This window comes from uncultured Imperialibacter sp., from assembly GCF_963974565.1.
Classification (GTDB): Bacteria; Bacteroidota; Bacteroidia; order Cytophagales; family Cyclobacteriaceae; genus Imperialibacter; species Imperialibacter roseus.
This window is the reverse complement of the sequence record NZ_CAXBCJ010000021.1, coordinates 38836-61488: the sequence shown is the minus strand read 5'-3', so window position 1 is coordinate 61488 and position 22653 is coordinate 38836. Positions and strand designations below refer to the sequence as shown.

Genomic DNA, 22653 nt, shown 5'->3' with positions numbered 1-22653 from the left:
AAGAATGTCGTCATTCTGGAAAATATTGGCCTAAAATCAAAATGGGCCAATATTAATCCGGAATCTCATATGTCTTGCAGCGGAGATTGTGGAAATTTTCTTCAGATGGGAAAAATATCTGAAGAAAATTTCCACAATGACGCCCCCGGTAATGTTTTGTTACATTCTTATATAGAACTCAGGTTAACTAGTCTTAGTAAGCCTCCACCCTGATTCATCTAACGCTCTTCCAGTGATCTATTTGTTCCTCTCAATATAGCAAAGAACTAGACGGTCAATCTTGTTTTGAGAGCAAAGGCCTCGAAACAAACCAATTTGTTGGCGAAATGTTGGCGACAAAAAAAAGCACTTACAACATAATGTCGTAAGTGCTTGATTATCAGTTGTGGGCCCACCTGGGCTCGAACCAGGGACCACCTGATTATGAGTCAGGTGCTCTAACCAACTGAGCTATAGGCCCTCTGACGGAGGTTGTTCGTTGTCGGTGAAAGGGTAGTTGAAATATTTCGATAATAATTAACGAATAACCACTAACTTCTCACCTTCCTTCTCCGAAAAGGACTGCAATATTAGATATTTGCTTTTAATAACACAAACAGGAATCCAGTGAATCTTTCAGGAATTAAGCATCTCGTATTTGATCTTGGTGGCGTCATCATCGACCTCGACACACAGGCAACTTTCAAAGCTTTTGAAAAAATTTCCGGGACACCCATGGTCGAGTGGGTAAAAGGAGTGCATGAAAGCCAGCTCTTTCTTGATTATGAACAAGGCCTAGTTGGCGATGCGGAATTCCGTGACGGGCTACGGGATCTTTGTGGGGTGGAATTGACTGACGAGGTGCTCGATAAGGCATGGAATGCTATGCTCGGCGCCATACCCATGCACAGAATCAATAAGGTCATTGAACTTGGTAAGACATACCGGACCTTTGTGCTAAGCAATACCAATGGCATTCACGAACGGGCCTTTAACCAAATTCTGCTCGATTCATCAGGCAATCCAACCCTCGACCATTTTTTCCACAAAGTGTACTTCTCACACGTGATGAAAATGCGAAAGCCGGAAACGGAAATCTACCAGACAGTGTTAGAAGAAAATAATTTAAACCCCAGGGAGGTGCTCTTTCTGGATGACAAGCCAGAGAACCTTAGAGGGGCTGAGAAGCTTAAAATACAAACGTTTCTAGTACCTTCGCCCGATAGCTGGTTAGAACTGTTTTAGTGCATGGAAGAAATAGAGGGAAGCAGCCCGGAGCGGTCACTTCAGGAGCAAATTAAAGAGCTGGAAATAGCGGAGAAAAAGAAGGAGCAGAAGCGGCTTTTTATTCATATTGGTCTTTTTATTGCCACGTTTATTTGTACCACCCTGGCCGGCGCTGAGTGGAGTAGAAACAAGTTCCTGCTTTTCAGCGAAGGATATACCTGGGCTGATTTTGTGGCTGGCATGGAGTTTTCCATACCGTTTCTGACCATCCTCACCTTTCACGAATTCGGGCATTATCTCACCGCCAAGTACTATAAAATCAAAGTTACCCTGCCTTACTACCTGCCGCTTTGGCTGGGGTTTCTGGGGTCGCCCAGCATAGGCACTATGGGCGCCTTCATCAACATCAAAGGTAAAATTAAAACCAGGCAGCAATACTTTGATATTGGTATTGCAGGGCCACTGGCAGGTTTCGTTGTAGCACTTTTTGTGCTTTGGTATGGGTTCACTCACCTGCCACCTCAAGAGGATATTTTCCAGATTCACCCTGAGTACGCCCAATATGGCCTCGACTATCCTAACCATGTCTATAGCGATTCTACTGCATCTATTGGCCTGGGCAACACCATCTTGTTCGATTTCTTTAAGGAGCATGTGACCACACAACCAGAGCTGCTGCCTCATCCTAACGAGATCATTCACTATCCATGGATACTCGCCGGCTACCTGGCGCTGTTTTTTACAGCGCTTAACCTGCTGCCCATTGGCCAACTCGACGGAGGGCACATTGTTTACGGCCTGCTTGGGCTCAAAAATTCAAGACTGGTATCAGCCGGCCTCTACATTGTTTTTATCTTCTATGCAGGGTTGGGCATAGTTACGCCTTTTATGGACTGGACTGCAACAACCACTTTTTTCATGATGCCGGTTCCTAACCTCTTCGCCATTCCGGTGTATATCTATTTTTTGAAGTGGGTCATGCAAAGCCTGACCGACAACGATATGAATCGCTGGATGGTGGCCGTAGGCATCTTTACGGCTCAGTTTGTGGTTTCATTCATTTTCCCAACAGTGGAAGGCTACAGTGGCTGGCTGCTTTACGGGATCATCCTGGGCCGGTTTATTGGCATCTATCACCCGCCAGTAGCGCAAGACGAGCCGCTTGATTTCAACCGCAAGGTGCTGGGGTGGATTGCCCTGATTATTTTTGTGATTTGCTGGAGCCCTAACCCGTTTACAACCTAGTTGAGGATAGCTTGTGGAAAGGTTTCAATAAACGCCTGAACCCCACCCTCAAGGTTCTTCACAGCCAAAAACCCATGCTTCAGTAGATACTTTGTACCCGTTCGGCCTCTGGTGCCTGCTTTGCAGTGGATCACAATCATTTTGCTTTTCCACGAGGCAATTTCCTGTAGCCTGAAAGGGAGACTGTTCAATGGGATATTGAGGCCGCCTATGTGGTATTCTTCGTACTCCCATTCTTCTCTTACGTCCAAAAGCAGGAAGTCTGCTTTGGAGTCAATTAAGGTCTTCAACTCCTGGGGGAGGATTGTCATTGGTTGGGTCAGTTGGTCAGTATCAGTTTAAATGTACTTTTTCTGTTTTGAAAAATGTACTGCACAAAATAAAGACCTTTTGGTAAGTGAGTCAAATCGATTGACCACGGACGCTGGGTATCGGATAATTGCACTGGAAAAGCTTTTCCTGAAACATCCGCTATGAAAACAGCTTCTGGCTTTTCTGAGAAGTATACTATGCCCTCACTTGGGTTGGGATAAATGGCTAGCTCTTCGATGGGCTTTTCATCAAGGCCTGTCACCGACCTGAAAGGCACATTTTCGAATACCGGCCTGATCATCAGGCTTCCATCCGTTCGGTCGTTTTGCACCCAGCCGTTGCCTACGTTGAAGTAAATTCTGTTGCCAGTGTTGTTGTTCTTATCCAGCCCAATGCCCACAAAGTTGTCGGTGTACTGCCGGTAGCCAATGTAGAAGGTGTCACTCACCACCACAGGTATTTCAAACTTGTAACGCACAAACTGATCAAGCTCCTCTTTGAACTCCACACTCACCCGCTGAAGTGCCAGCAGGGTGGGGTTGATATTGGTGAGCGTTTTCCAGGCAATGATGTCCAGCGGCTGGCCATCGGCAAACGGTGCTATCCTGGGGAAGTGGATGTCAATCGCTGTGAGCGTGTCTTGGGACAGAGCCACCACTTTGTACGCCAATTGCCCCCGGCTTTGGTTAATGCCAGCGGCATATTCCGCAGTGCCATCGTCCCAGGCGGTATAGTCTGAAAATGAAAGACTAATACTTGTGGTGTCGTTGTTTCTATAGTTGATGTTTTCAAAGTAGGTGGTGTCCGCTGTCAGGGGATCAACCCTGCTTATAAGGTATTTGTCTCCTGTTTTGAGAAATAAATCCATGTTTAGAACGACCGAATCGTTGTCCTGCAAAAATGCTTTGATTGCATCGGTGTCGATGGGCGAACTTGTTATTGTTCGCCTTTCAAGGCCCTGGGGTATTGGATCTACTACCTGGTTTTTATCAACTGAAGAAATCAATTGCCCGGTGCTGGCTTCCACAATCTGAATATTGTACTCCACAGGTTGCAGCAAAGCATCGAGGTTGAAAAACTCAAATGAGCTTGTGCCTGATAACAGGTCGGCAGCTGACTGAAATTGGCTTGGAGGTAAGGCGTAAATGCCCTTCAATGGTGATAATGGGGCAGCAGAGAGGGCCCTGTCGAAGTAGGTGTTATTGGAAGGGTTTCGGTTCTGGTTGAGGTAAATGTAGTCGAGGTGCCAATGATCAAAAGGGCCTGTTTGCTTATTAAAGCTTTCAAACCTGAACCTGAAGCCTTCATGGTAGAATTCCGGCTGTAGAATGGGAATAAATTGCTGCGTAAAGTCTTCCCTCAGGTTTTCCTCGCCACCTTTGAGTACCCATTTTGTTACCCAAACGCTATCTCGGCTTAAAAACTGGAGGCGCAGTGAGTCTTCAGTGTTAGGGATTTCGCCCAGGCCCTTTATTTGCCAGAAGAAGCTCAGGTAAACTGTACTACGTAAATTGGCAGGAATAACCGAGAGGTCAATGGCTTTGGAGGTGAGGCTATCTGCAGGCCCGACAAAATTAGAAGTTGGGTTGTGGGGGATGCCATTGCTGTTGAGCCCGTCAAATGTGGCTACGCCAAGGGTAGGAGGGTGTAGCCCCAGCGTGGCATTTACCCATACGTCGTTGCTGCTCACCCACCACTCGCTGCTGGGCTGGCCGCTATAGTTCGAAAAATCATCCCAAAAGGGGAGCTGAATGGTGTCGTTGGCGTCAAGCGTTCTTCCTGAAGCTGAGTACTTGCTACCGGTGGGGAAGGCAATTGGTTTTTGGATGAGCTGGGCAATAGCGCCGTGGCTTCCAGCTACAAATGCTGCCAGGAAGAGAATGCCTTGTAGCCATCGCCCTTTTTTTGTCATTAATTGAATCGTTCTGGCTCCGTGCCTACTATCCAGAGGTCTATGTAGTCGCCTATTTTGATCTTTTTGTCAGCCGAAGGAGATTGTTTAAAAACGGTGCCCAGCGGCATTGACTGTTCCTGGTAGGTGACTGTGCCGTCAGCACTTTTTACTTCTATCGTCGCTTTGCCATCTTCTTCGTAGTGAACGTCGCCTACCTTCAGGCCCTGTCCAATAACGGAAAATTCAGCATCTTCATATGTAAGGCCAATTAAAGTTGGGGCATTAAACACCTGGTTGCCGAGCCCGTCGCCTACAATTAGGTCAATTTTGGCTCCTTTTGGCACTGAGGCTCCTTCGCTGATAGGCTTGCCCTGATAGAGCTGCTTAAGCACCGCATTTAAGGCCATGTCTGATGCGTAGGTGATTTCTCCCAGCAGAAGGTCATAGCTTTTAAGTACTACCTGTGCATTTTTTACCGAGCCATCTACCAGCTGAGGCATCCTTACCTTGGGTGGCTCCTTGGCATTCAATGAGATATATATTTTTCTATTTTCCTTTACCTTCGAGTTAGGCAGTGGAAACTGCTTGAGCACGGCCAACGGCGGGTATTGCGACGAAAAGCCAGAATCTTTATTGATCTCAAAACGCAAATTCCGGTCAGTCAGAAACTCGTCCAGTTCATCCAAAGGAATCCCTTCCAGGTCCGGCACGGTGATGGTCTCTCCATGGTTGGTGGTGTTGGGAAGATAGACGTAAAAGAACCCGAGCAGGAACACGACGGCTATGGCTACCATCAGGGCCAGCTGGATCAGCACATCTTTCCATGAGTTGAATTGAAAAAGTGTCATTTGCTACAGTTTAGGTCAGGCTATTAATTTTTGTCGCTGCATACCGTATGTCAGAATCGCATCAATGAACTCGTAGGGTTTGTAGCCATTGATGGCCGATTGGTGGAAAATACAGGTAGCGGGTGTCATTCCAGGTAATGAATTAATTTCAATAATAATGGTTTCTACCTTGCCATCCTCATAAATACGTACAAAGGCGTCGATTCTTGCGTAACCCTCAATGTTTAAAATCTCAGCTACTTTTTCCAGGTCTTTTCTTACCTTTTCACTTACCCTCTTATTTTCTTCAGGTGTTTTACCAAACCTCGCCGGGGTGATGTTCTGCCCCTCTCCGGCCAGAAACTTCTCTTCGAGTGAAAGCACGTCGCCAGTGGCCAGGGTTTCCGAAGGCTCAAACAGCTCATATACTCTGTCGCCGTTATCGTTGATGCTGGTGAGCATGCCGCCTGTGATTTCTAAAAAGTGTGTGGCCCCGTTGCTGTCTATCAAGTCTTCAAGCAAAAAGTAGCTCTTTTGAGGAAACTCCTCATTGTCCTTCAGCTTGAGTACTTTCTGCTGAGCAGGCAAAAACTCCGGTGTGTCTCTAAACATCATTTCAGCAAAAGCGCAAAGCTCCTGCTGGTTTCTGATTTTCTTCACAGCAGAACTACACCCATCGTCAGCCGGCTTAGCAATCAGCGGATAGGTGAAGCTCTTCTCCAGCTCAGCAATTGTTTTGGCAGGATGCGCCAGGTATTCCTCCTTGTAAACAAGCGTGTGATTGGCCACTGAAATGCCATGTTTCATCAGTAGCTCATTGGTTTCATATTTGTTGATGGTAATGCGGCTGCTGTCCACGCCCGATCCGTTGTAAGGAATGCCCAGCTTCTCCAGCTCCACCTGCACGGCACCGTCTTCGCCAGGCCTGCCATGCAAGGCAATAAACACTGCATCCACCAGGCCTGATAAGTCTTCGTAATTGATTCGCTTGTACTTCAAAATAGTGCCCGGAGCATAGGTGCTGGTAATTGTGCCAGCTTCAGATTTTATTTGCCCAATTACCGGGTGCTCATTTTTGGACGCTGCCGCATGAAGCTTTTCTCTGATATCATCAGCGTTGTCTTTGAGCATAATATTAACCGGAAGCAGGTAGAGCTCATGGTTTTCTTCGTTGCCAGTGAGAAAAATAGGCACCGGGTGGTATTTTGTGGAGGAGGCTAACTTTTCAAAAATATTCCTTCCACTTTCCACGCTAATATGCCTCTCCGAAGAGAAACCGCCCATGATCACACCCACATTGATTTTTTTCACCTCTGAAACTGCCAGAAGCTGGATCTCAGTATCCAACTTTTTGAGCAGCCCTTTCATCTGGTGGATCATTTTGCCGGTTTTTATCCTGGCTGCCAGTGACGTGCGAATGATGTAAGTAAGAAACTGCGAAGGGTTAAGCCCTATTTCAGCTGCCTGGTGAAAAAAGAACGACGATGGCAGCATACCCGACGTCGTATTTGGGTCGTTGAGGAAAATACCGCCATCCTCGGTGTAGAACCCATCTATCCGGGCGTATACCTGGCAGTGAAGAGCGGTGAAGAGTCTTTCACATTGTTCACGAATCCTTTGAATATCACCGTCGGGTAGTTCAATTGGTGTTATTTTCCTGCTGATCCCTGGCAAATACTTGGAGCGGTAGTCGAAAAGGTCTTTGATTTTTCTGATCTCCGTAGGAGGTAATGCCATCGGCGCACCGTTGTCATTTTCAATAACGATGCACGAAAACTCCCGGCCTTTGATGAAGGCTTCCACCAGCACTGTTTCCTCAGCGTGCTGACTGGTAAGCTGTATAGTATCTTTTTTTGCGGAAGCCAGCTGGTCGAGTTTCACCCAGAGTTTTTCAGGGTGGGATATCCATTCACCCTCCATCATCACAGGAAGGCCTATGCCCTCTCTGATGTCTGTCAGTTTTATCAGCTCTTTTCTCTTCTCTTCATCGGGTAGTTTTGCCCACCAACTCAATTCAATCTCTTCAATGAAAAAAGCCCTGTTCATGCCGTCCACAAAGTCTTCCACGGAGTCTTTGTCGATAATGGCCACACCAATGGTCGACCCCTGATTGGGTGCTTTTATCACCAGCGGAAGCTTTAGCTTTGATTTTAAAGCATCAAATACCGCTTTTTTATTGGCTTCCTTCAGCCACGAGTCTCTGTTAAGCAACTCGTAAGCGGGCGTAGAGAAGTCATTCTTTTCCAAAAGGTCTTTTTGAACAACCTTATTCACACCAATGGCCGAAGGTAAAATGCCGGAGCCAGAGTAAGGAATATTATACCACTCCAAAAGCCCCTGGATATTACCGTCTTCACCAAAAGGACCGTGAAGGGCAAGGAAAGCAAAGTCGATAAGTGTTGGTAGTTCTTCGGGGCTAACTTTGCGGCCAACATGCGAGGCAGCACTCAGTGCAAGGTTATGGTCCTCGGCCGCCAGCGATTCAATATATACCTGAAAATGATGAGGGCTCGGTGGAAGCAGCGACACAGGAGGATAGAAGTCCCGAATGGTGCCTTTGTATACGTATTGCCAATTGAGCTCTATGATTTGCCCCAGGCTGTCAATGAAAAAGAGCACTGGCTCAAACAATGATTTATTGAGGTTGTCGTAGACTGTACGTCCTCCTGCAAAGGATATTTCTCTTTCCCTGGATTGCCCTCCAAAGAATATTCCTACTCTCATCTTTTAAATTTAATAATTAAAGCGGTCACTGGCGACTTGCAACAAAATTACGCAACCGAAACGATTTTCAATGCCTGATAATGACTCTTTGGGCGGTTACCTTGTCCTTCGTTATTGCTTGGATCAGGTACATGCCATTGGCTTCGTTTACTGTGGTTAGCTGATAAATTTGGTTCAAGGTGTTGGGGTATTCTTTTTCAAAGTACACCCGGCCTCTCACATCCTGCATTCGTAGCGTCACGGTTTGCCTCTCAGCCAGGCTAAAGGCCACGTTAATTACTTCTTTCGCAGGGTTAGGAAAGAGCCTGATCAAATCCTCGACAGGGAAGACTGGCGTTGGCTCACCCGACAGATAAAACTCTATATCGTCCAAATACATATTGTTGCCGTTGCCATTGGTGCCTACAATGGCCACCACAACACTGCTGTTTCCAGCATAGGCTGACAAGTCGATTGTTTCTCTTTTCCAGTCTTCGGAAGTTGAGGGAGCCCAAAATTCTTCAGATTCGGTAATAGCCAGATCACTTCCCCGCTTGTCATATACGACGTCCCTGAAATTGATGCCGCAGTCCACGGACACCATCACTCTTAGTCGCTCCGAACGGTTTTGCCTTTTGGCGTAGGAAAGTTTGAAAGACATTGATGCTTCATCAGCATCGTCAAGATCCAGCACTTTCGTTGCCAACCAGAACTCATCACCGAGTACAGTCAGGTCGTAGGAAGTCATCCGGGCTACTTTGTTTCCCTGGCTGAGGCTTTCATCATTTTGAATTTGCCAGGTGCGTCCGTCGGTGTTTGTAATTCTGTGCAAAAGATTTTCTTCCACGCCCCTGTTCGAAGTAAATGTTTCTCTGAATGGGATCACGTCGGTGGCTGTTTTTACATGAAATAGCTGGGAGAAGCTGTTGTCGGAGATTCGCTGGTCAGTGTTGCCATTTGGTTGGTCGAGGGCCAATTCAAGCTTATATGTGCCATCTTCCAGGGCGTCAATCTCCAATGGTACGTTGATCGTTTGGCCGGTATTAATGAAGATATTGTTAACCTCCAATTCCTCCGTGGTGTTGTTAACCGTGTAGGAAAGCAAAAAGCTGGTGATGGGTTGCTTCCCAAAATTCTTAACCTCGACCGTTGGCACCGGCTGGTTGATACACGAAATGAAAGAAAGATCAGTTACTTCACTAATGCCGATATCGTAGTCGGCCAGGTTATTACTCGATATTTTTATGTCGTCAAGAAACAGGTTGTTACCCAGTCCGTTTTGTCCGATGAAGGCGAGCTGTATCCTATCGGCTCCTTTGAAGTTGTTAAGGGCGATAAAAGCTTTTTTCCATTCGGCTGGGCCTGAAGGAATAAACGCTTGCCCGGGCTCTATGTAAGTGGTGGCAAGGTCTTCGCTAAATCTTTGGAACACAATGTCGTCGTACTCGAAAGTGGCGCCGCAGTCGGTCGACACAGCCACCAGCAGACCGTCCGAATTATTGATACCGTCGTGCCCGTAGGCGTAGTCGAAATCGATGGTAAGAGAAGGGTATTTTGTCAAATCAATGATGGGAGACAGGAGCATTTCCCAGTCGCCAAATTGTGTCGAGTCAGCACTGAAGTAGTCAAACTGTATGGCCAGGTTGGTGGCCAAGACCTTCGGTGCCAGCGTGATGGCTGCAAAGGGCTGATCGGGGTTGTCGGCCTTCATGACCAATTGAGAACCGTTCTCTTCAAAGGTTTCCAGCATCGGCAGCGAAATTAGTCGCTGGTAGCTGGCGTCTATCGAGACCTTGTTGTTACTGACCTTGTTGTCTAGTGTCTGGTTGACACTCCCGATTTCAAATGTCGTGGTATATAAGCCGCCCTGCTCAAGCAGTACTTCGTCGAAGGTAACGGTGTAGGCAGCCAGGGGGGCGAGGTTGGTGGAGATTGTTCTTGAATCCCACTCCAGCCCGTTGATAACAACGCTGACTTCAAATTGCGTGATGATGCTGGTGCCATAGTTTCTCACCACTATTTCAGGCATAAACCTGGCGGAGCAGATACCGCCTGCCGGGCTAACGATTGTTTTTATACCCAAATCATTGTCCACAAGCGTTGGCGCCACCAGTGCTGCCGATCCTATGAGGCTCCTCCTTCTGGGACTAAACTCCAGCACGGTTCTCATCCTCTCTTTTTGGTCCTTTGTGAAAATATTCATGCACTTGTCGGGGCTGTAGTCCATGTAGTTCTCAATCATGTCGGTAGACCCGCAGCTCGCCTTTGACAACTCGCAGCTGCCTGACGAACTGGCTCTGTCTGCCGCTGGAGTATCGGAACAGTAGTCGTCTGATCCACAGCCGCCGTCGCCCCAAATATGTCGCAGCCCAAGGTAATGCCCTATTTCATGGGTAGCTGTTCGTCCGGTAGAAAACTCCTTTGCATTGAAGCCCTGGCCAAAGTACTCATAGTCAATGGTGACGCCGTCCGGCAGGAATTTATTAGCAATGTTGGGCTTAAGGCCGATCAGGTCTGATACCGGGAATTGCGCAAACCCCAACAAGCCCGATTTAAGGTTGGTTACCCATATGTTGAGGTATCTGTCGGGCGGCCAATAGCTAACCTTCTGAAGTAAGTCTTCTTCTCCAATGGCGTAGGAGTCTTTGCCGGCACGAGCCCTTACAACGCCGCTGGTGGGCATGCCCTCAGGGTCTCTTTTGGCTAACGCAAACTCAATAAGTGCGTCAGCTGCCACAGGCTTAAATATCTCTCGGGTGTCGGTTGTGTCTGAATTTAATCTCCGGAAGTCCTGGTTGAGTAACTCAATTTGAGACAATACCTGCTCCAGCGGAATGTTCGATCCTTCTCCATACGCCTCGCCCTGATGCAATACATGTATCACCACAGGTATGGTGTAAATGGCTTCAGCAGTTCTGCTACTACTCAACCGAAGCTGACGCTCAGTTTTTTTGGTTTGAACCCACGATTCAAACTCTTTGACAGATTCACCAATAATCGGTCTGTATTTTTCTTCGAGTTGTACGGTGCCACACTTTTCCTGTGAAAAGGCCTGGTGGCTAAAGCATAAAAAAATGCAAACAGCTAAGTCTAAAAAAAAGTATAACCTCCTGCTCATTGAGTATGTTAAAAAACGTGGATGAGAGGTAACGAGGTAATGCTATGAAAATTATTTCATCAAACGACAGCCACATTCACGGCTTCCACTTTACTTATTTCCGGAACAGCTCTTTTAATCGCCTCTTCTACGCCAGCTTTCAGTGTCATGGCCGACATCGGGCACGACCCGCAGTTGCCAAGCAACTCAAGCTTTGCCACATGCCCTTCATCGATGCTTAGCAGCTTAACATTTCCACCATCAGCCTCCAGATAAGGTCTGATTGAATCAAGCGCACTTTCTATGCGCTCCATCAACGCTATATATTCAGGTGTGTCAGCAATCATTTCTTAAACATTAACTTCAACTACTTTCGTTTTTTCTTTGGCGGCATTTCTCATTGCCACCTGCTGAGCCACGGCTTGTGCAATGCCATTGAACGCATCAGCCGTTATCCCATCTTTCATTACTGCTGGGTAGCCACTGTCGCCAGACTCTCTGATCGACTGCACCAGTGGTACCTCACCAAGGAAAGGAACATTGTTTTTCTCAGCGAAAAGCTTGCCTCCATTCTGGCCGAACAGGTAGTATTTATTGTTCGGAAGTTCCTCAGGAGTAAAGTACGACATATTTTCAATGATTCCCAGCACGGGCACATTGATCTGAGGCTGCTTGAACATGGAGTATGCCTTTTGAGCATCAGCCAGGGCTACTTTTTGAGGGGTAGTCACCACCACCGCACCAGTAACAGGCACTGTTTGCACAAGTGTCAGGTGTATGTCGCTGGTTCCCGGAGGAAGATCAATTAAAAGGTAGTCGAGCTCTCCCCATTCCGTATCGCCAATAAACTGCTTTAGCGCTGAGCTGGCCATGGGCCCCCGCCACACCACGGCGTTGTCGGGAGGGGTAAGAAAACCTATCGATATCAGCTTAACGCCGTATTGTTCTATCGGTAAAATTACATTCTTTCCATTTTTCTCGATGATGCCGGGCTGCTCATGTTCGCAGTTGAACATAGTAGGGATGCTGGGCCCGAAAATGTCCGCATCAATAATACCTACGCTGGCGCCGCTTCTTGAAAGCGCTACGGCTAGATTGGACGTAACAGTGGATTTACCTACCCCGCCCTTCCCTGAAGAAATAGCGATGATGTTTTTTACACCGGGTAACAGGGGCGCATTGTCTCTGATAGAAGTAACGTTGGAGGTCATCAAAATAGAAAGCTCCACAGCCTCTCCGAAATCAGCATAAATCACGTCCTCACACTGACTCCTGATGAGCTCCTTCAAAGGACACGCCGGTGTGGTAAGCTCCACGGCAAAACTGATCCTGGCGTCACCTACTTCCAGGTTTTTGATCATTCCAAGGGTCACCAGATCTTTCTTCAAATCTGGGTCGTCCACCTTGCTCAACGACTTTAATACTTGTTCTTTACTGATTTGGGTCATGTAGAAAATGGCTGTTCTGATGCAAAACTGTTGCAAATTAATGCTTATACCAGCATGTAACAATGAGAAGAACGATAAAGTTGGGGTAGCTCAAAGTTTATTGAGCGCATTGGGCTTTCAGAGGCCTTTCAATTAGCCTGAGATGATTTCAAATCAAATTTCTGAAGGGCCACCAGAAAAAAACTCATACCGGCTAGCATAATAAGATGAGCGAAATCGTCCCTGTTGAACCATGGGTGGATATTGATATCGAACCCGTGAACAAAAGCAGCCGAGCTAAGAACAAGGATGCCGATAGGAAAATAGACCAGTTCTTTATACTTCCGGCTCAGGAGGTAGCCACCCAGCCCCACAATGAGGGTAAGGCCAATAATTGAGTTGTTCTTTGTCCACGAAAAGTCAAAGGAGACGAAGGCCATGCCCGCCAGCATGATGATCATTTTCAAAAGGGAAAACAGCTGTAGTCTCTTTTTCCAAACCTCTTTTTCGGCGGGGATAAAGGCGTAAATGCCTCTTTCGGCAAAGTAGACTGACAAGATGCCGGTTGTCCAGGGAAGTATTTTTCCGGTGAGCCCCCAGTAGTAGAAAAGCCCGTGGCCAAGTCCGCCGAAAAATCCTGAAATGCCAAGGATGAGGAAGAACAAACTCCAGTTTTTGTAGGGGGGAGAGGTGTTTTTACGCAGCTTAAAATACGCCACCACACCAAAAATGGTAATCAGCCAGTTCCAAACAATCGCCATCGGCTCCATAATGATCAGGCCGCCCCATTCTACAGTAATCTTCTCCATCCGGGCAAAAGTAGTATCTTTTTCAAAATAGGTTTTCACCCTCTTTGATAAACGGAGCAATGCCTTTTACCCGAAAGTATCGCCAGACACGGATTGATCATCAACTTTGGGCCTGACGGCTTTACCGGAGTCGGATTTACTTCGTAACTTCGAACCCCCATGCGCATCAGCGACCACATCATATCAGAAATACAATCCCGGATGGACATCCAGGAGGTGGTGTCCGACTATGTTTCGCTGAAGAAAAAGGGCCAAAACTTTTGGGCCTGCTGCCCCTTTCATGATGAGAAGTCGCCCAGCTTTTCGGTAGCTCCCAATAAGGGGATTTACAAGTGTTTTGGGTGTGGGAAAGGTGGCGACGCCATTTCTTTTATCATGGATATTGAGGGCCTTGGATATGTAGAGGCACTCAAGCACCTGGCCAACAAATATGGCATTGAAGTAGAAGAAGAGGAGGCCACACCCGACCAGATCAAAGAATTCAATGAAAAAGAAAGCCTGCTGATCTTACTCGATCATGCCAAAGGGTATTATAAGCAGCTTTTGTGGGAAGATGATGAAGGGCAGGCCATTGGCTTAAGCTACTTTAAAGAAAGAGGTTTCTCGGACGAAACCATCAAGGCCTTTGACCTGGGCTATAGCCACGACAAGTGGGACGGCTTCATGAAGTATGCCTCCAAAAATGGCTTCACTGAGGAGATGATGGAAAAGGCGGGCTTGGTTCTAGCCAAAGAAGATGGTAAAAAATATGACCGCTTCCGGGGTAGGGTCATGTTTCCAATTCATAATCCGTCGGGTAAAGTCATCGGTTTTGGTGCCAGGATACTGAAAAAGGCGGATAATCAACCCAAGTACATTAACTCCCCCGAGTCGCCTGTTTACTATAAAAGCAATGTCCTTTTTGGGATGTTCCAGGCCAAGCAGGCCATTCGGAATGAGGACAATTGCTACCTGGTGGAGGGCTACACCGACGTTATTTCGATGCACCAGGCTGGTGTTAAGAATGTAGTGGCCTCGTCGGGCACCTCTTTGACCCGTGAGCATATCAAACTGATGAGTCGCTTTACCCAGAATGTCACCACGCTTTTTGACGGTGATGTGGCGGGCATCAAGGCGAGTATGCGAGGCATTGATATGCTGCTTGAAGAAGGGCTCAATGTGAGAGCGGTCGTTTTCCCGGAGGGAGAAGACCCCGACAGCTACTCTCAACAGCTGGGTGCTTCTGCGTTCAAGGCTTTCCTCGAAAAGAACAGCGAAGATTTTATTGCTTTTAAAACCCATCTGTACCTTAAGGATGCCGGCAGCGACCCCATAAAAAAGGCGGGCACCATCAGGGAAATTGTGGGTAGCATTGCGAAGATACCTGATGCCATTAAGCGGCTTGTTTTTGCCAGGGAGTGCAGCCAGCTAATGGACATGGATGAGGCTGTGATCGTTGCTGAGATGAACAAAATGCTTATCGAGCAGGGCCAGCAGCAGCAAAAGGAGAGGGAACGGCAGCAAACCAGGCAGCGGCTGGATCTCGACAACTCCGGTTCAGCAACTGAGAGTTCACCTGATGCGGCTATTTCAACGCTCGAAAAGCCGGAGGTTGATCCAAAAATGATACAGGAAAGGGAAAGCCTGAGGCTTCTGCTCAACTATGGTCAATTCGTGATAAAAGGAACCGAGGAAGTAGATCAGTTGCTCGCCGATTACTTTCTGCATGAGACAGACGAGGTGCATTTCAGTCACCCTGTGTATGCGCAAATCCTCGATATGTTTAAGAACAAGCTGGTGGATGGAGACGTGATAGATGCGGACTATGTGTTGAAGCATGGCACCGAACCAATGAAGAAAGAAGTGATCGATTTGATTACTGAGCGGCATGAGGTGAGCCATCATTGGACTGAGAAGTTCGACATCAAAGTAAACAGTGAAAGAAACGACCTGAAAGGTGCCACCTATGCCAATATTGTCAGGCTTAAGCTTCGGACAGTCAGGGCAGTGATCAAAGAGAATCTTGACAAATTGAAAACTGCAGAAACTGAGGCCGAGCAGGTGGAGATAATGGAGCACCATGAGGCACTCAAGAAGGTGGAAATGGGTTTAGCTGGAATCCTTGGTGTTGTCACTGTCGGTTAAGGCCCTGCTTGGAGAGGTTCTTATTTGTCAGTATGCATAATTAAATGAACCTTTGCGGAATACTTTTGATTTTAAGAGTGTTAAAAAAAAAGTAGACACCCCCAGGGAGGGTGCAATTAGCACAATGCAAGAAGAAATACAACTCGACAAAATTGAAGACGCCATTGAGGCGATAAAAAAGGGCGAAATCATCATCGTAGTTGACGATGAGGATAGAGAAAACGAAGGCGATTTTATATGTGCTGCGGAAACTGTCACTCCTGAAATTATCAATTTTATGGCTACGCATGGCAGAGGGTTGATTTGTGTGCCCTTAGTGGAGGAGCGATGCGAAGAGCTGGGGCTGGAGCTGATGGTTGGCAAAAATACGGCCCTTCATGAAACTCCTTTTACTGTTTCTGTCGATCTGAGAGGGAGAGGAGTAACAACTGGCATTTCCGCCAAAGACAGGTCGGTGACTATTCAGGCCCTGGTTGACCCCAATGCATCGCCAGAAGAATTTGGCAAACCCGGTCATATTTTCCCGCTTAAGGCTAAGAAAGGCGGCGTTCTGCGCCGTTCAGGTCACACAGAAGCTGCTATTGACTTTGCCAGGTTAGCGGGGCTTTACCCTGCCGGCGTGTTGGTTGAAATCATGAATGAGGATGGCTCAATGGCCCGCCTTCCGGACCTGAAAAAAGTGGCGGAAAGGTTCAACCTCAAACTTGTTTCTATTAAAGACCTGATCACTTACCGCCTTGATAAAGAGTCTCTGATCGAAAAACTGGTAGATGTGAAAATGCCTACAGAATATGGCAGCTTTCAGCTTCATGCGTATAAGCAGAAAAATACCGGCGAGCAGCATTTAGCACTCGTGAAAGGAACCTGGGAGCCAGGCGAGCCGGTCCTGGTAAGGGTACACTCTTCCTGCGTGACGGGCGATATATTCGGCTCTCACAGGTGTGATTGTGGTGAGCAGCTTCATAATGCCATGACAATGGTGGAGAAGGAGGGTAAAGGCGTTGTATTGTATATGAATCAGGAAGGTCGTGGGATAGGGCTGGAGGCGAAACTGAGGGCCTACAAGCTTCAGGAGGAAGGAATGGATACCGTAGAAGCTAACCTTCACCTGGGATATAAAATGGATGAAAGAGATTATGGCGTTGGTGCGCAGATACTGCGAGATCTTGGTATCAGCAAACTACGGTTGATCACGAATAACCCCAAGAAAAGAGCGGGTTTGCTGGGATATGGCCTGGAAATTGTAGACAACCTGGCAATAGAGGTGGCTCCTAATGAGTTTAATGAGAAGTACCTCACAACCAAACGGGACAAAATGGGTCATATGATTTTGAAAGAGAAATAGTGGGTCTTTTGCCTGGGAAATGTAATATTGTAGTATGAGGAGGATGGGAAAGTACTCGGTTTTTTTTATTTTTTTATTTTCTCTTTTAGCAAGTGCTTCAGCCTATGCTCAATATTTCCCTTCTGAGTATTGGCACGATGGCTGGATAGTAAATGACGATGCCGACACCCTGAGAGGAGAGATCAAATATGATCTGCCGAATGATTTAGTTCAGGTAAGAAACCGGGATCGGATCAACACCTTCTCCAGCCGCAAAATTGTCTACATAGAATTTTACGACAAGACAACCGAAAATTACAGACAGTTTTATTCGCTGCCCTATGCAGTTAACTACGACTACAAGGTGCCGATGCTTTTCGAGCTGCTGTACGAAGGAGAACTGTCCTTGCTGACCAGAGAGTCAATTATTCAGGAAACTGTGCCGTCGGTGCAGAGTTATTCTTTTAGTGGTTATAACCAAACAAGGCAAAGACTTGACTATAGTTTCTATTTCCTTGATAAAAAAGGTAATATCAGACTGTACAACGGGAAGAAACCTGAGCTTCAGGATGCTATGCGTGACAGGTGGTCGGAAGTAAAGCCCTTCATGAAAAAGAATCATTTATCGCCAGATAAAATCCGGGATCTTGTGCGTATCGTAGCTTTTTACAATTCGGTGAAATAATTAACAATGGCAAAAAAGAAACCCCTCATTCTCGTTTCCAACGACGATGGCATAACCAGTCGTGGCATTAGGAAGCTAGTAGAACTGATGAAAACACTTGGTGAGGTAATTGTGGTAGCACCCGACAGCCCCCAATCAGGGATGGGGCATGCCATCACCATCGGCGACACCTTGAGGCTGGATACGGACGATATTTTTGGCGATGTAAAGGCTTATAAATGCAGCGGCACACCTGCCGACTGTGTGAAAATTGGCAAGCACTATATATTGAAAGATATTCGCCCGGATCTGGTAGTTAGCGGAATCAATCATGGAAGCAACACGTCCATTAGTGTGCTGTATTCCGGCACTATGTCAGCGGCTATAGAGGCGGCTATGGAAGGATTGCCGGCGATAGGGTTCTCCTTATGCGACTACCCACATGATGCTGATTTATCACACGTTGACGAGCATATTTTGAAGATCACAAGGCAGGCCCTTGAAAAAGGGATTCCGAAGGGTGTGGCGTTGAATGTGAATATTCCACCAAAGAGAAACGAGGCAATAAAAGGCATCAAAATGTGCCGCCAGGCAAATGCCAAATGGCAGGAGGAGTTCGACTTGCGCCACGACCCGTATGGTCGTCAGTATTTTTGGATGGCGGGCAATTTTGTGAACTTCGACAAGGGCGAGGACAACGACGAATGGGCCATTGCCAACAATTACATCTCCATAGTGCCTTGTCAGTACGACCTGACTGCTCACCATGCATTGCCTATCCTTAATGATGAGTGGGATTTTTAATCCTCTGATTCAGGCACAACTACTACCGGAGGGTGGAAGAAGTTAAGCTTGTACTTCAAAAATAGGTTCACAGCAGGTACTCCACTACCAACCGTTTTTCCGTAGCCTGGCACAATGAGTACATCCGGATCGCCGGGGTTGTCCATATTGATCAAATGCCGGTAAGATGCCCTGAATCCCAGCCAAAAATTGCCTCTGAAGTTCCCTTCCGATTGAATGGAAAGCTCCAGCCAGCTTGCCTTAAGGCCACCACGTGCAAAAGCTCTTTCGTATGGTTCAAATAAACCAGAGGCACTTTCTATGGTGGTAACGCCTGAATCTTCAAAAGACGCCATTCCATATTGAGCTCCCAGCAGTAATTTATTTTTAGGATTGATGGCTAATTGGTAGAACAAGCCAGGTTTTATATACGTGCCGGTGGCATTGTAGTCAGAGTTTTTGTAGGCTCCCGTTGGGTTGATGCTGCCATAGCCATAGCTGATGCTGCCCACATACCTGTTTTCAAACACTGCCTGTATGCCTCCCTCGGCTTTGCTTTCGAAAGGAGCGGGCAAAGTCAGCAGCTTCCCGTAGTCGAGCAGAAGGTGCAACTCAGTTAGAAAAGGATAATCGGTGGTGTCCTTTATCCTGGCAGGTTTAGGCTCCTCTTCTTCATCGTCCTCGTCGTCAATGGCGGGAGGATTCGGTTTGGCGGTCTTGGTTGTATCAGCCAGGTCTTCCGTATTCACCCGTGTTCTTGGTGGTTTTGGCCGGCCAATATCCTGGCTGTAAGCCGACAGGCTGACCAGCACAAATAGCAACAATATGGCAGCCTTAGAAATAGACATTGATGGTAGTTTTTGTGCTCAGGCAAGGGTCAGGCAACGCTTTGCAGTATACTTTCACACTGTCAAATGAAAACTTGTCGTCGGTTCTTTCAATGTTGGTGCCAATAAGCCTGGTGTAGCTCCTGGCCGTAAGGTCTTCAACAAACGAATAAGTAAGCTCCATACTATCCACTTTGCCGGCAATTTCGAAATAATATACTTGACTGGATGTATTCATGTTTAGTGGCAGACTGAAGGTGTTGGCACTATCTGAATACGAAACTTTGTTGCCATTGGCTGTGATGCTGCTGACCAAAATTGTGCCCTTGTTGATAGCCGCCGCTGTTTTAGTGAGCGGTGTCTTTGCTGCGGCAAGGGCGGCTTGTTCTGTGGTAATCTCCGTTTGCCTGGCCCTGGCTTCTGCGATCGCTGCCTGCACTGAATCTCTTTCCGGTATCAAATCATTGTTACCTTCGGCAATTTGCTTGTTGAGGGAAGTTAGCGAGGTGTTGAGTGCCGAAAGCTGAGTAGTAAGGGCTGTCTTTTCCGTAGTTAAATGTTTCACGGCGGTGTCGATTGCTGCAATGGCCGAATTAATTTTTTGCAGACTGTCGATGTTGAAAAACCTGACTTTCACCGCTGGCTCTTTTTCATAGGGCTCTACTTCTCCAAGACAAGACAACAGCAAGGAACCTGTCAATAGGAAAAGAAGAATTTGCCAATGGTTTGTTTTTTTGCCCAACTTCATAGTTACTGCGGATCGACATCAAAAATAACGGATGTCTGGCGGAATATTTTATCCTGTTGCAATTCTTCCATCTTTTGAGTCAGGAATTCTTTGGCCTTAGGGATAGAAATACCACCTTTTTCCAACTTGATGGTAATTTCCTGATGGTATTGATTTCGTATTCTTGCTATTAACGGTTCCTGGGGGCCAAGTATTCTGTGGCCTCCCAACGAAGTTTGAATACTTTTTAAATAGTGATTGGCGGTTTCCCAAACCAACTGCTTGTCCTGGTTGCGGAAAAGCACCCGTATCATTCGCACAAATGGTGGGTAATGAAAGCTTTCCCTCTCCAAAATCTCCATCTGGTAGAATCGCTTGTAGTCGTTGGTTCGTACTAAATGAAAGACAGGCTGCTCGGGGTTGTTGGTCTGAATGATCACTTTGCCGTTGTTTGATCGACGTCCAGCCCGGCCGCTTACCTGTGTCATCATTTGAAAGGCCCGCTCATGTGAACGAAAATCAGGAAAATGAATGATGCGGTCGATGTCCAAAATGCCGACCAACTCTACATGGTCAAAGTCGAGGCCTTTGGTGATCATTTGTGTGCCTACCAGCACATCTATTTCACCATTTTCAAAGTTTTCGATGAGCTGTTCGTAAGTACTTCTCGTGCGGGTCGTGTCGTAGTCCATTCGGCTGATGCGGCCGGTAGGAAGCAACACCTTTAAATCATCTTCCAGCTTTTCTGTACCGAAACCTATGGTTTTAATTTTGGCCGAACCGCACGCCTCACAATGCGATGGAAGGGGTTCACGGAAACCACAGTAGTGGCAGAGCAGCTCCTGCCGGTACATGTGATACGTTAAGCTCACCGAGCAGTTAGCACACTTGGGTATGTGGGCACAGTCTTCGCAGTGAAGATAGGGCGCATAGCCTCTCCTGTTTTGAAAGAGGATGACCTGCTTGTTTTCTTCCAGCGTTTGCTCAATGGCCTGCAGCAATCCCGGCGACAAGTCGCCGTGCATTCGTTTTTTCTTTCGCTCATCTTTCAGGTCAATGAGGGCAGTTTCCGGCATTTGCACTTCACCAAACCGGGTTTCCAACGTTACCAGTCCGTACTTTTCATACACGGCGTTGTAGTAGCTCTCTACAGACGGTGTGGCCGAACCTAACAAAATTTTGGCATGGTGAAGCTGCCCCAGCATAATGGCCGTGTCTCGGGCGTGGTAGCGGGGCGCAGGGTCATATTGCTTGTACGACGACTCATGCTCCTCATCGATGATGATGAGAGAAAGATTGTTGAAGGGCAGAAAAACTGATGACCGCACGCCCACAACTATTGGGAATCGGCCGGAAAGCACACCGTTCCAAACTTCGACTCTCTCATTGTCGGAGTACTTGGAATGATAAATGCCGATTTTGTCGCCAAATACTTTTTTCAGACGCCGGAGTATTTGGGCCGTAAGCGCAATTTCCGGAAGCAAATACAGCGCCTGAGCTCCTTCGTCAAGCACTTGCTGGAGCAGGCGAATGTAGATCTCTGTTTTGCCGCTGCCGGTAACGCCATGGAGCAGCACCGTCGATTTTTTCTCGAAGAGGCCATGGATTTCGGATAGTTTCTCTTCCTGTAGTGACGTTAGCTCAGGAATAACCGCTTCCTTCTTTTTTGGCTCGCCAAATCGTGAAATTACCTTATCAAACTCTTCGAAAACCCCATTTTTTACCAAAGTGCCAAGCGATGAAGTAGAAAGGCCTGTTGAAAGGAATTTTCCTTTGGAGAGCCCTAGTTGGTTTCTTTCTTTCAGTTCATTCACAGGCACTTCTCTCAGGTATTTCATTACCAGCTCAAGTTGTTTTTCTTTCTTTTCGAGCTTTTGAAAGAGTGCTTCCAGTGCCAATAGGTCATTCTCCAGAGATGCTTGCAGCCGCACCCGCCTTTCTTTTTTAGGCTTGTACTTTTCAATGAGCTGCTCAAAAATCAGGATCGCTCCTTTGGCTGATAGCGATTTGATAAGGTGGTAGATGTTTTTAACGCCGGTGATCTGCGAAATCTCGTCATAGCTCAGGTGCTCTTTTTCTTCCAGGGCTTCTACCACCTTCCATTCTGAGTCGGAATAGGTGTGATTGCCGTCATCCGGGTCAAAGTCCGGGTGCTTCTGCACCATCGATTTGCTGCTGAGTTTTAGTCCTGATGGTAGGGCAGCATTTAGTACTTCACCGGGTGTGCACATGTAGTAGCTGGCCATCCACTGAATGAGCTGGAGCTGCTGGTCAACAATTACTGGCTGGTCGTCCAGCACGTCCAGAATTTCACGGGCTTCATAGTTTTCCGGTTTGGTTCCATGAGTTTGAACGATAACGCCAGTCAGTACTTTCTTTTGCCCAAAAGGCACAATCACTCTTCTGCCAGCCTCGGCTTTGTCGACATGCTCCGCCGTTACCTCGTAGGTAAATAACCTGGGGATAGGCACAGGAAGGAGGATGTCGGCGAAGGATGCCATCAAATATTTACGAATGGATTTACTATCGTGAGTGACTCGTCAATGACCTGGCCGTTTTGTAAATCTTCGGAGTAAAGCAACGTGCAATCAGACTCAATTGCTGAGGCAATAATAAGGCTATCGAAAAAAGAAAATTTATATCTGGCCGCTAGTTGACATCCCTTTAGAATTGTAGTGTCAGTA

At 47.1% G+C, this 22653-nt stretch carries 17 protein-coding genes and 1 tRNA gene; 6 read left to right on the top strand and 12 right to left on the bottom strand.

Translation table 11 applies throughout. The annotated features are described in order from the left end of the window. Positions 1-386 precede the first annotated feature (386 nt). Positions 387-460 (bottom strand) — tRNA-Ile (locus AAC052_RS22945). A 146-nt stretch (positions 461-606) separates the two neighbouring features. Between AAC052_RS22945 and AAC052_RS22940 the strand changes: the two genes are divergently transcribed. Together AAC052_RS22940 and AAC052_RS22935 are read left to right on the top strand one after the other, a co-directional pair. Next, positions 607-1224 (top strand): HAD family phosphatase, encoded by a 618-nt coding sequence (locus AAC052_RS22940; protein WP_339815635.1) that lies wholly within the window; start codon positions 607-609, stop codon positions 1222-1224. A 3-nt stretch (positions 1225-1227) separates the two neighbouring features. Further along, entirely contained in the window at positions 1228-2451 is a 1224-nt protein-coding gene (locus AAC052_RS22935) for a site-2 protease family protein (RefSeq protein ID WP_339815634.1), read from the top strand. On the opposite strand, the gene AAC052_RS22930 is transcribed toward AAC052_RS22935, so the two are convergent. The 8 genes from AAC052_RS22930 to AAC052_RS22895 all read right to left on the bottom strand — a co-directional run bounded on the left by AAC052_RS22930 (position 2448) and on the right by AAC052_RS22895 (position 13520). Then, on the bottom strand, positions 2448-2762 hold the full coding sequence (locus tag AAC052_RS22930; RefSeq protein ID WP_317489979.1) for a rhodanese-like domain-containing protein: 315 nt from the start codon (positions 2760-2762) through the stop codon (positions 2448-2450). The two genes, AAC052_RS22935 and AAC052_RS22930, sit on opposite strands and share 4 nt — an antisense overlap. A gap of 8 nt (positions 2763-2770) precedes the next feature. Continuing rightward, positions 2771-4675 (bottom strand): T9SS type A sorting domain-containing protein, encoded by a 1905-nt coding sequence (locus AAC052_RS22925; protein WP_339815633.1) that lies wholly within the window; start codon positions 4673-4675, stop codon positions 2771-2773. After that, positions 4675-5505 carry a PASTA domain-containing protein gene (locus tag AAC052_RS22920; RefSeq protein WP_317489981.1) on the bottom strand — a complete coding sequence of 277 codons (831 nt, stop codon included), beginning with the start codon at positions 5503-5505 and terminating at the stop codon, positions 4675-4677. Before AAC052_RS22920 ends, AAC052_RS22925 begins: the two co-directional genes overlap by 1 nt. Positions 5506-5520: 15 nt before the next feature. Then, the gene (locus tag AAC052_RS22915; protein WP_339815632.1) at positions 5521-8208 is read right to left on the bottom strand and encodes a D-alanine--D-alanine ligase; all 2688 of its coding nucleotides are present in this window, start codon (positions 8206-8208) and stop codon (positions 5521-5523) included. A gap of 67 nt (positions 8209-8275) precedes the next feature. Beyond that, entirely contained in the window at positions 8276-11305 is a 3030-nt protein-coding gene (locus AAC052_RS22910) for a M43 family zinc metalloprotease (protein WP_339815630.1), read from the bottom strand. Between the two features lie 59 nt (positions 11306-11364). After that, complete coding sequence (locus AAC052_RS22905; protein ID WP_317489984.1) at positions 11365-11631, bottom strand: NifU family protein; 267 nt, start codon at positions 11629-11631, stop codon at positions 11365-11367. Between the two features lie 3 nt (positions 11632-11634). Continuing rightward, positions 11635-12732 carry an Mrp/NBP35 family ATP-binding protein gene (locus AAC052_RS22900; RefSeq protein ID WP_339815629.1) on the bottom strand — a complete coding sequence of 366 codons (1098 nt, stop codon included), beginning with the start codon at positions 12730-12732 and terminating at the stop codon, positions 11635-11637. 128 nt (positions 12733-12860) lie between these two features. After that, positions 12861-13520 carry a hypothetical protein gene (locus tag AAC052_RS22895; RefSeq protein ID WP_339815627.1) on the bottom strand — a complete coding sequence of 220 codons (660 nt, stop codon included), beginning with the start codon at positions 13518-13520 and terminating at the stop codon, positions 12861-12863. A gap of 159 nt (positions 13521-13679) precedes the next feature. On the opposite strand from AAC052_RS22895, the gene dnaG reads away from it, so the two are divergent. From dnaG to surE, 4 genes are all read left to right on the top strand, one after another. Then, the gene (gene dnaG / locus AAC052_RS22890; protein ID WP_339815626.1) at positions 13680-15644 is read left to right on the top strand and encodes a DNA primase; all 1965 of its coding nucleotides are present in this window, start codon (positions 13680-13682) and stop codon (positions 15642-15644) included. 124 nt (positions 15645-15768) lie between these two features. Beyond that, positions 15769-16989 (top strand): bifunctional 3,4-dihydroxy-2-butanone-4-phosphate synthase/GTP cyclohydrolase II, encoded by a 1221-nt coding sequence (locus tag AAC052_RS22885; RefSeq protein ID WP_317489988.1) that lies wholly within the window; start codon positions 15769-15771, stop codon positions 16987-16989. Positions 16990-17023: 34 nt separating this feature from the next. Next, on the top strand, positions 17024-17653 hold the full coding sequence (locus AAC052_RS22880; RefSeq protein WP_339815625.1) for a hypothetical protein: 630 nt from the start codon (positions 17024-17026) through the stop codon (positions 17651-17653). A gap of 6 nt (positions 17654-17659) precedes the next feature. After that, complete coding sequence (surE, locus tag AAC052_RS22875) at positions 17660-18436, top strand: 5'/3'-nucleotidase SurE (protein WP_339815623.1); 777 nt, start codon at positions 17660-17662, stop codon at positions 18434-18436. Here the strand turns inward: surE and AAC052_RS22870 are convergent. The 3 genes from AAC052_RS22870 to priA are packed head-to-tail and all read right to left on the bottom strand — an operon-like array spanning position 18433 to position 22470. Next, complete coding sequence (locus AAC052_RS22870) at positions 18433-19263, bottom strand: DUF6048 family protein (RefSeq protein ID WP_339815621.1); 831 nt, start codon at positions 19261-19263, stop codon at positions 18433-18435. The two genes, surE and AAC052_RS22870, sit on opposite strands and share 4 nt — an antisense overlap. Further along, positions 19250-19990 (bottom strand): hypothetical protein, encoded by a 741-nt coding sequence (locus tag AAC052_RS22865; protein WP_339815619.1) that lies wholly within the window; start codon positions 19988-19990, stop codon positions 19250-19252. The genes AAC052_RS22870 and AAC052_RS22865 overlap by 14 nt, the downstream gene beginning before the upstream one ends. 2 nt (positions 19991-19992) lie before the next feature. After that, the gene (priA, locus tag AAC052_RS22860; RefSeq protein WP_339815618.1) at positions 19993-22470 is read right to left on the bottom strand and encodes a primosomal protein N'; all 2478 of its coding nucleotides are present in this window, start codon (positions 22468-22470) and stop codon (positions 19993-19995) included. Positions 22471-22653: the final 183 nt, after the last annotated feature.

Bases quoted from the DNA above. Each gene is read 5' to 3' on its own strand.
- AAC052_RS22935 (WP_339815634.1), top strand. From the start codon at position 1,228: ATGGAAGAAATAGAGGGAAGCAGCCCGGAGCGGTCACTTCAGGAGCAA.
- AAC052_RS22865 (WP_339815619.1), bottom strand. From the start codon at position 19,990: ATGAAGTTGGGCAAAAAAACAAACCATTGGCAAATTCTTCTTTTCCTA.
- AAC052_RS22870 (WP_339815621.1), bottom strand. From the start codon at position 19,263: ATGTCTATTTCTAAGGCTGCCATATTGTTGCTATTTGTGCTGGTCAGC.
- AAC052_RS22915 (WP_339815632.1), bottom strand. From the start codon at position 8,208: ATGAGAGTAGGAATATTCTTTGGAGGGCAATCCAGGGAAAGAGAAATA.
- dnaG (WP_339815626.1), top strand. From the start codon at position 13,680: ATGCGCATCAGCGACCACATCATATCAGAAATACAATCCCGGATGGAC.
- AAC052_RS22885 (WP_317489988.1), top strand. From the start codon at position 15,769: ATGCAAGAAGAAATACAACTCGACAAAATTGAAGACGCCATTGAGGCG.
- surE (WP_339815623.1), top strand. From the start codon at position 17,660: ATGGCAAAAAAGAAACCCCTCATTCTCGTTTCCAACGACGATGGCATA.
- AAC052_RS22920 (WP_317489981.1), bottom strand. From the start codon at position 5,505: ATGACACTTTTTCAATTCAACTCATGGAAAGATGTGCTGATCCAGCTG.
- priA (WP_339815618.1), bottom strand. From the start codon at position 22,470: ATGGCATCCTTCGCCGACATCCTCCTTCCTGTGCCTATCCCCAGGTTA.
- AAC052_RS22910 (WP_339815630.1), bottom strand. From the start codon at position 11,305: ATGAGCAGGAGGTTATACTTTTTTTTAGACTTAGCTGTTTGCATTTTT.
- AAC052_RS22905 (WP_317489984.1), bottom strand. From the start codon at position 11,631: ATGATTGCTGACACACCTGAATATATAGCGTTGATGGAGCGCATAGAA.
- AAC052_RS22925 (WP_339815633.1), bottom strand. From the start codon at position 4,675: ATGACAAAAAAAGGGCGATGGCTACAAGGCATTCTCTTCCTGGCAGCA.
- AAC052_RS22880 (WP_339815625.1), top strand. From the start codon at position 17,024: ATGAGGAGGATGGGAAAGTACTCGGTTTTTTTTATTTTTTTATTTTCT.
- AAC052_RS22895 (WP_339815627.1), bottom strand. From the start codon at position 13,520: ATGGAGAAGATTACTGTAGAATGGGGCGGCCTGATCATTATGGAGCCG.
- AAC052_RS22900 (WP_339815629.1), bottom strand. From the start codon at position 12,732: ATGACCCAAATCAGTAAAGAACAAGTATTAAAGTCGTTGAGCAAGGTG.
- AAC052_RS22930 (WP_317489979.1), bottom strand. From the start codon at position 2,762: ATGACAATCCTCCCCCAGGAGTTGAAGACCTTAATTGACTCCAAAGCA.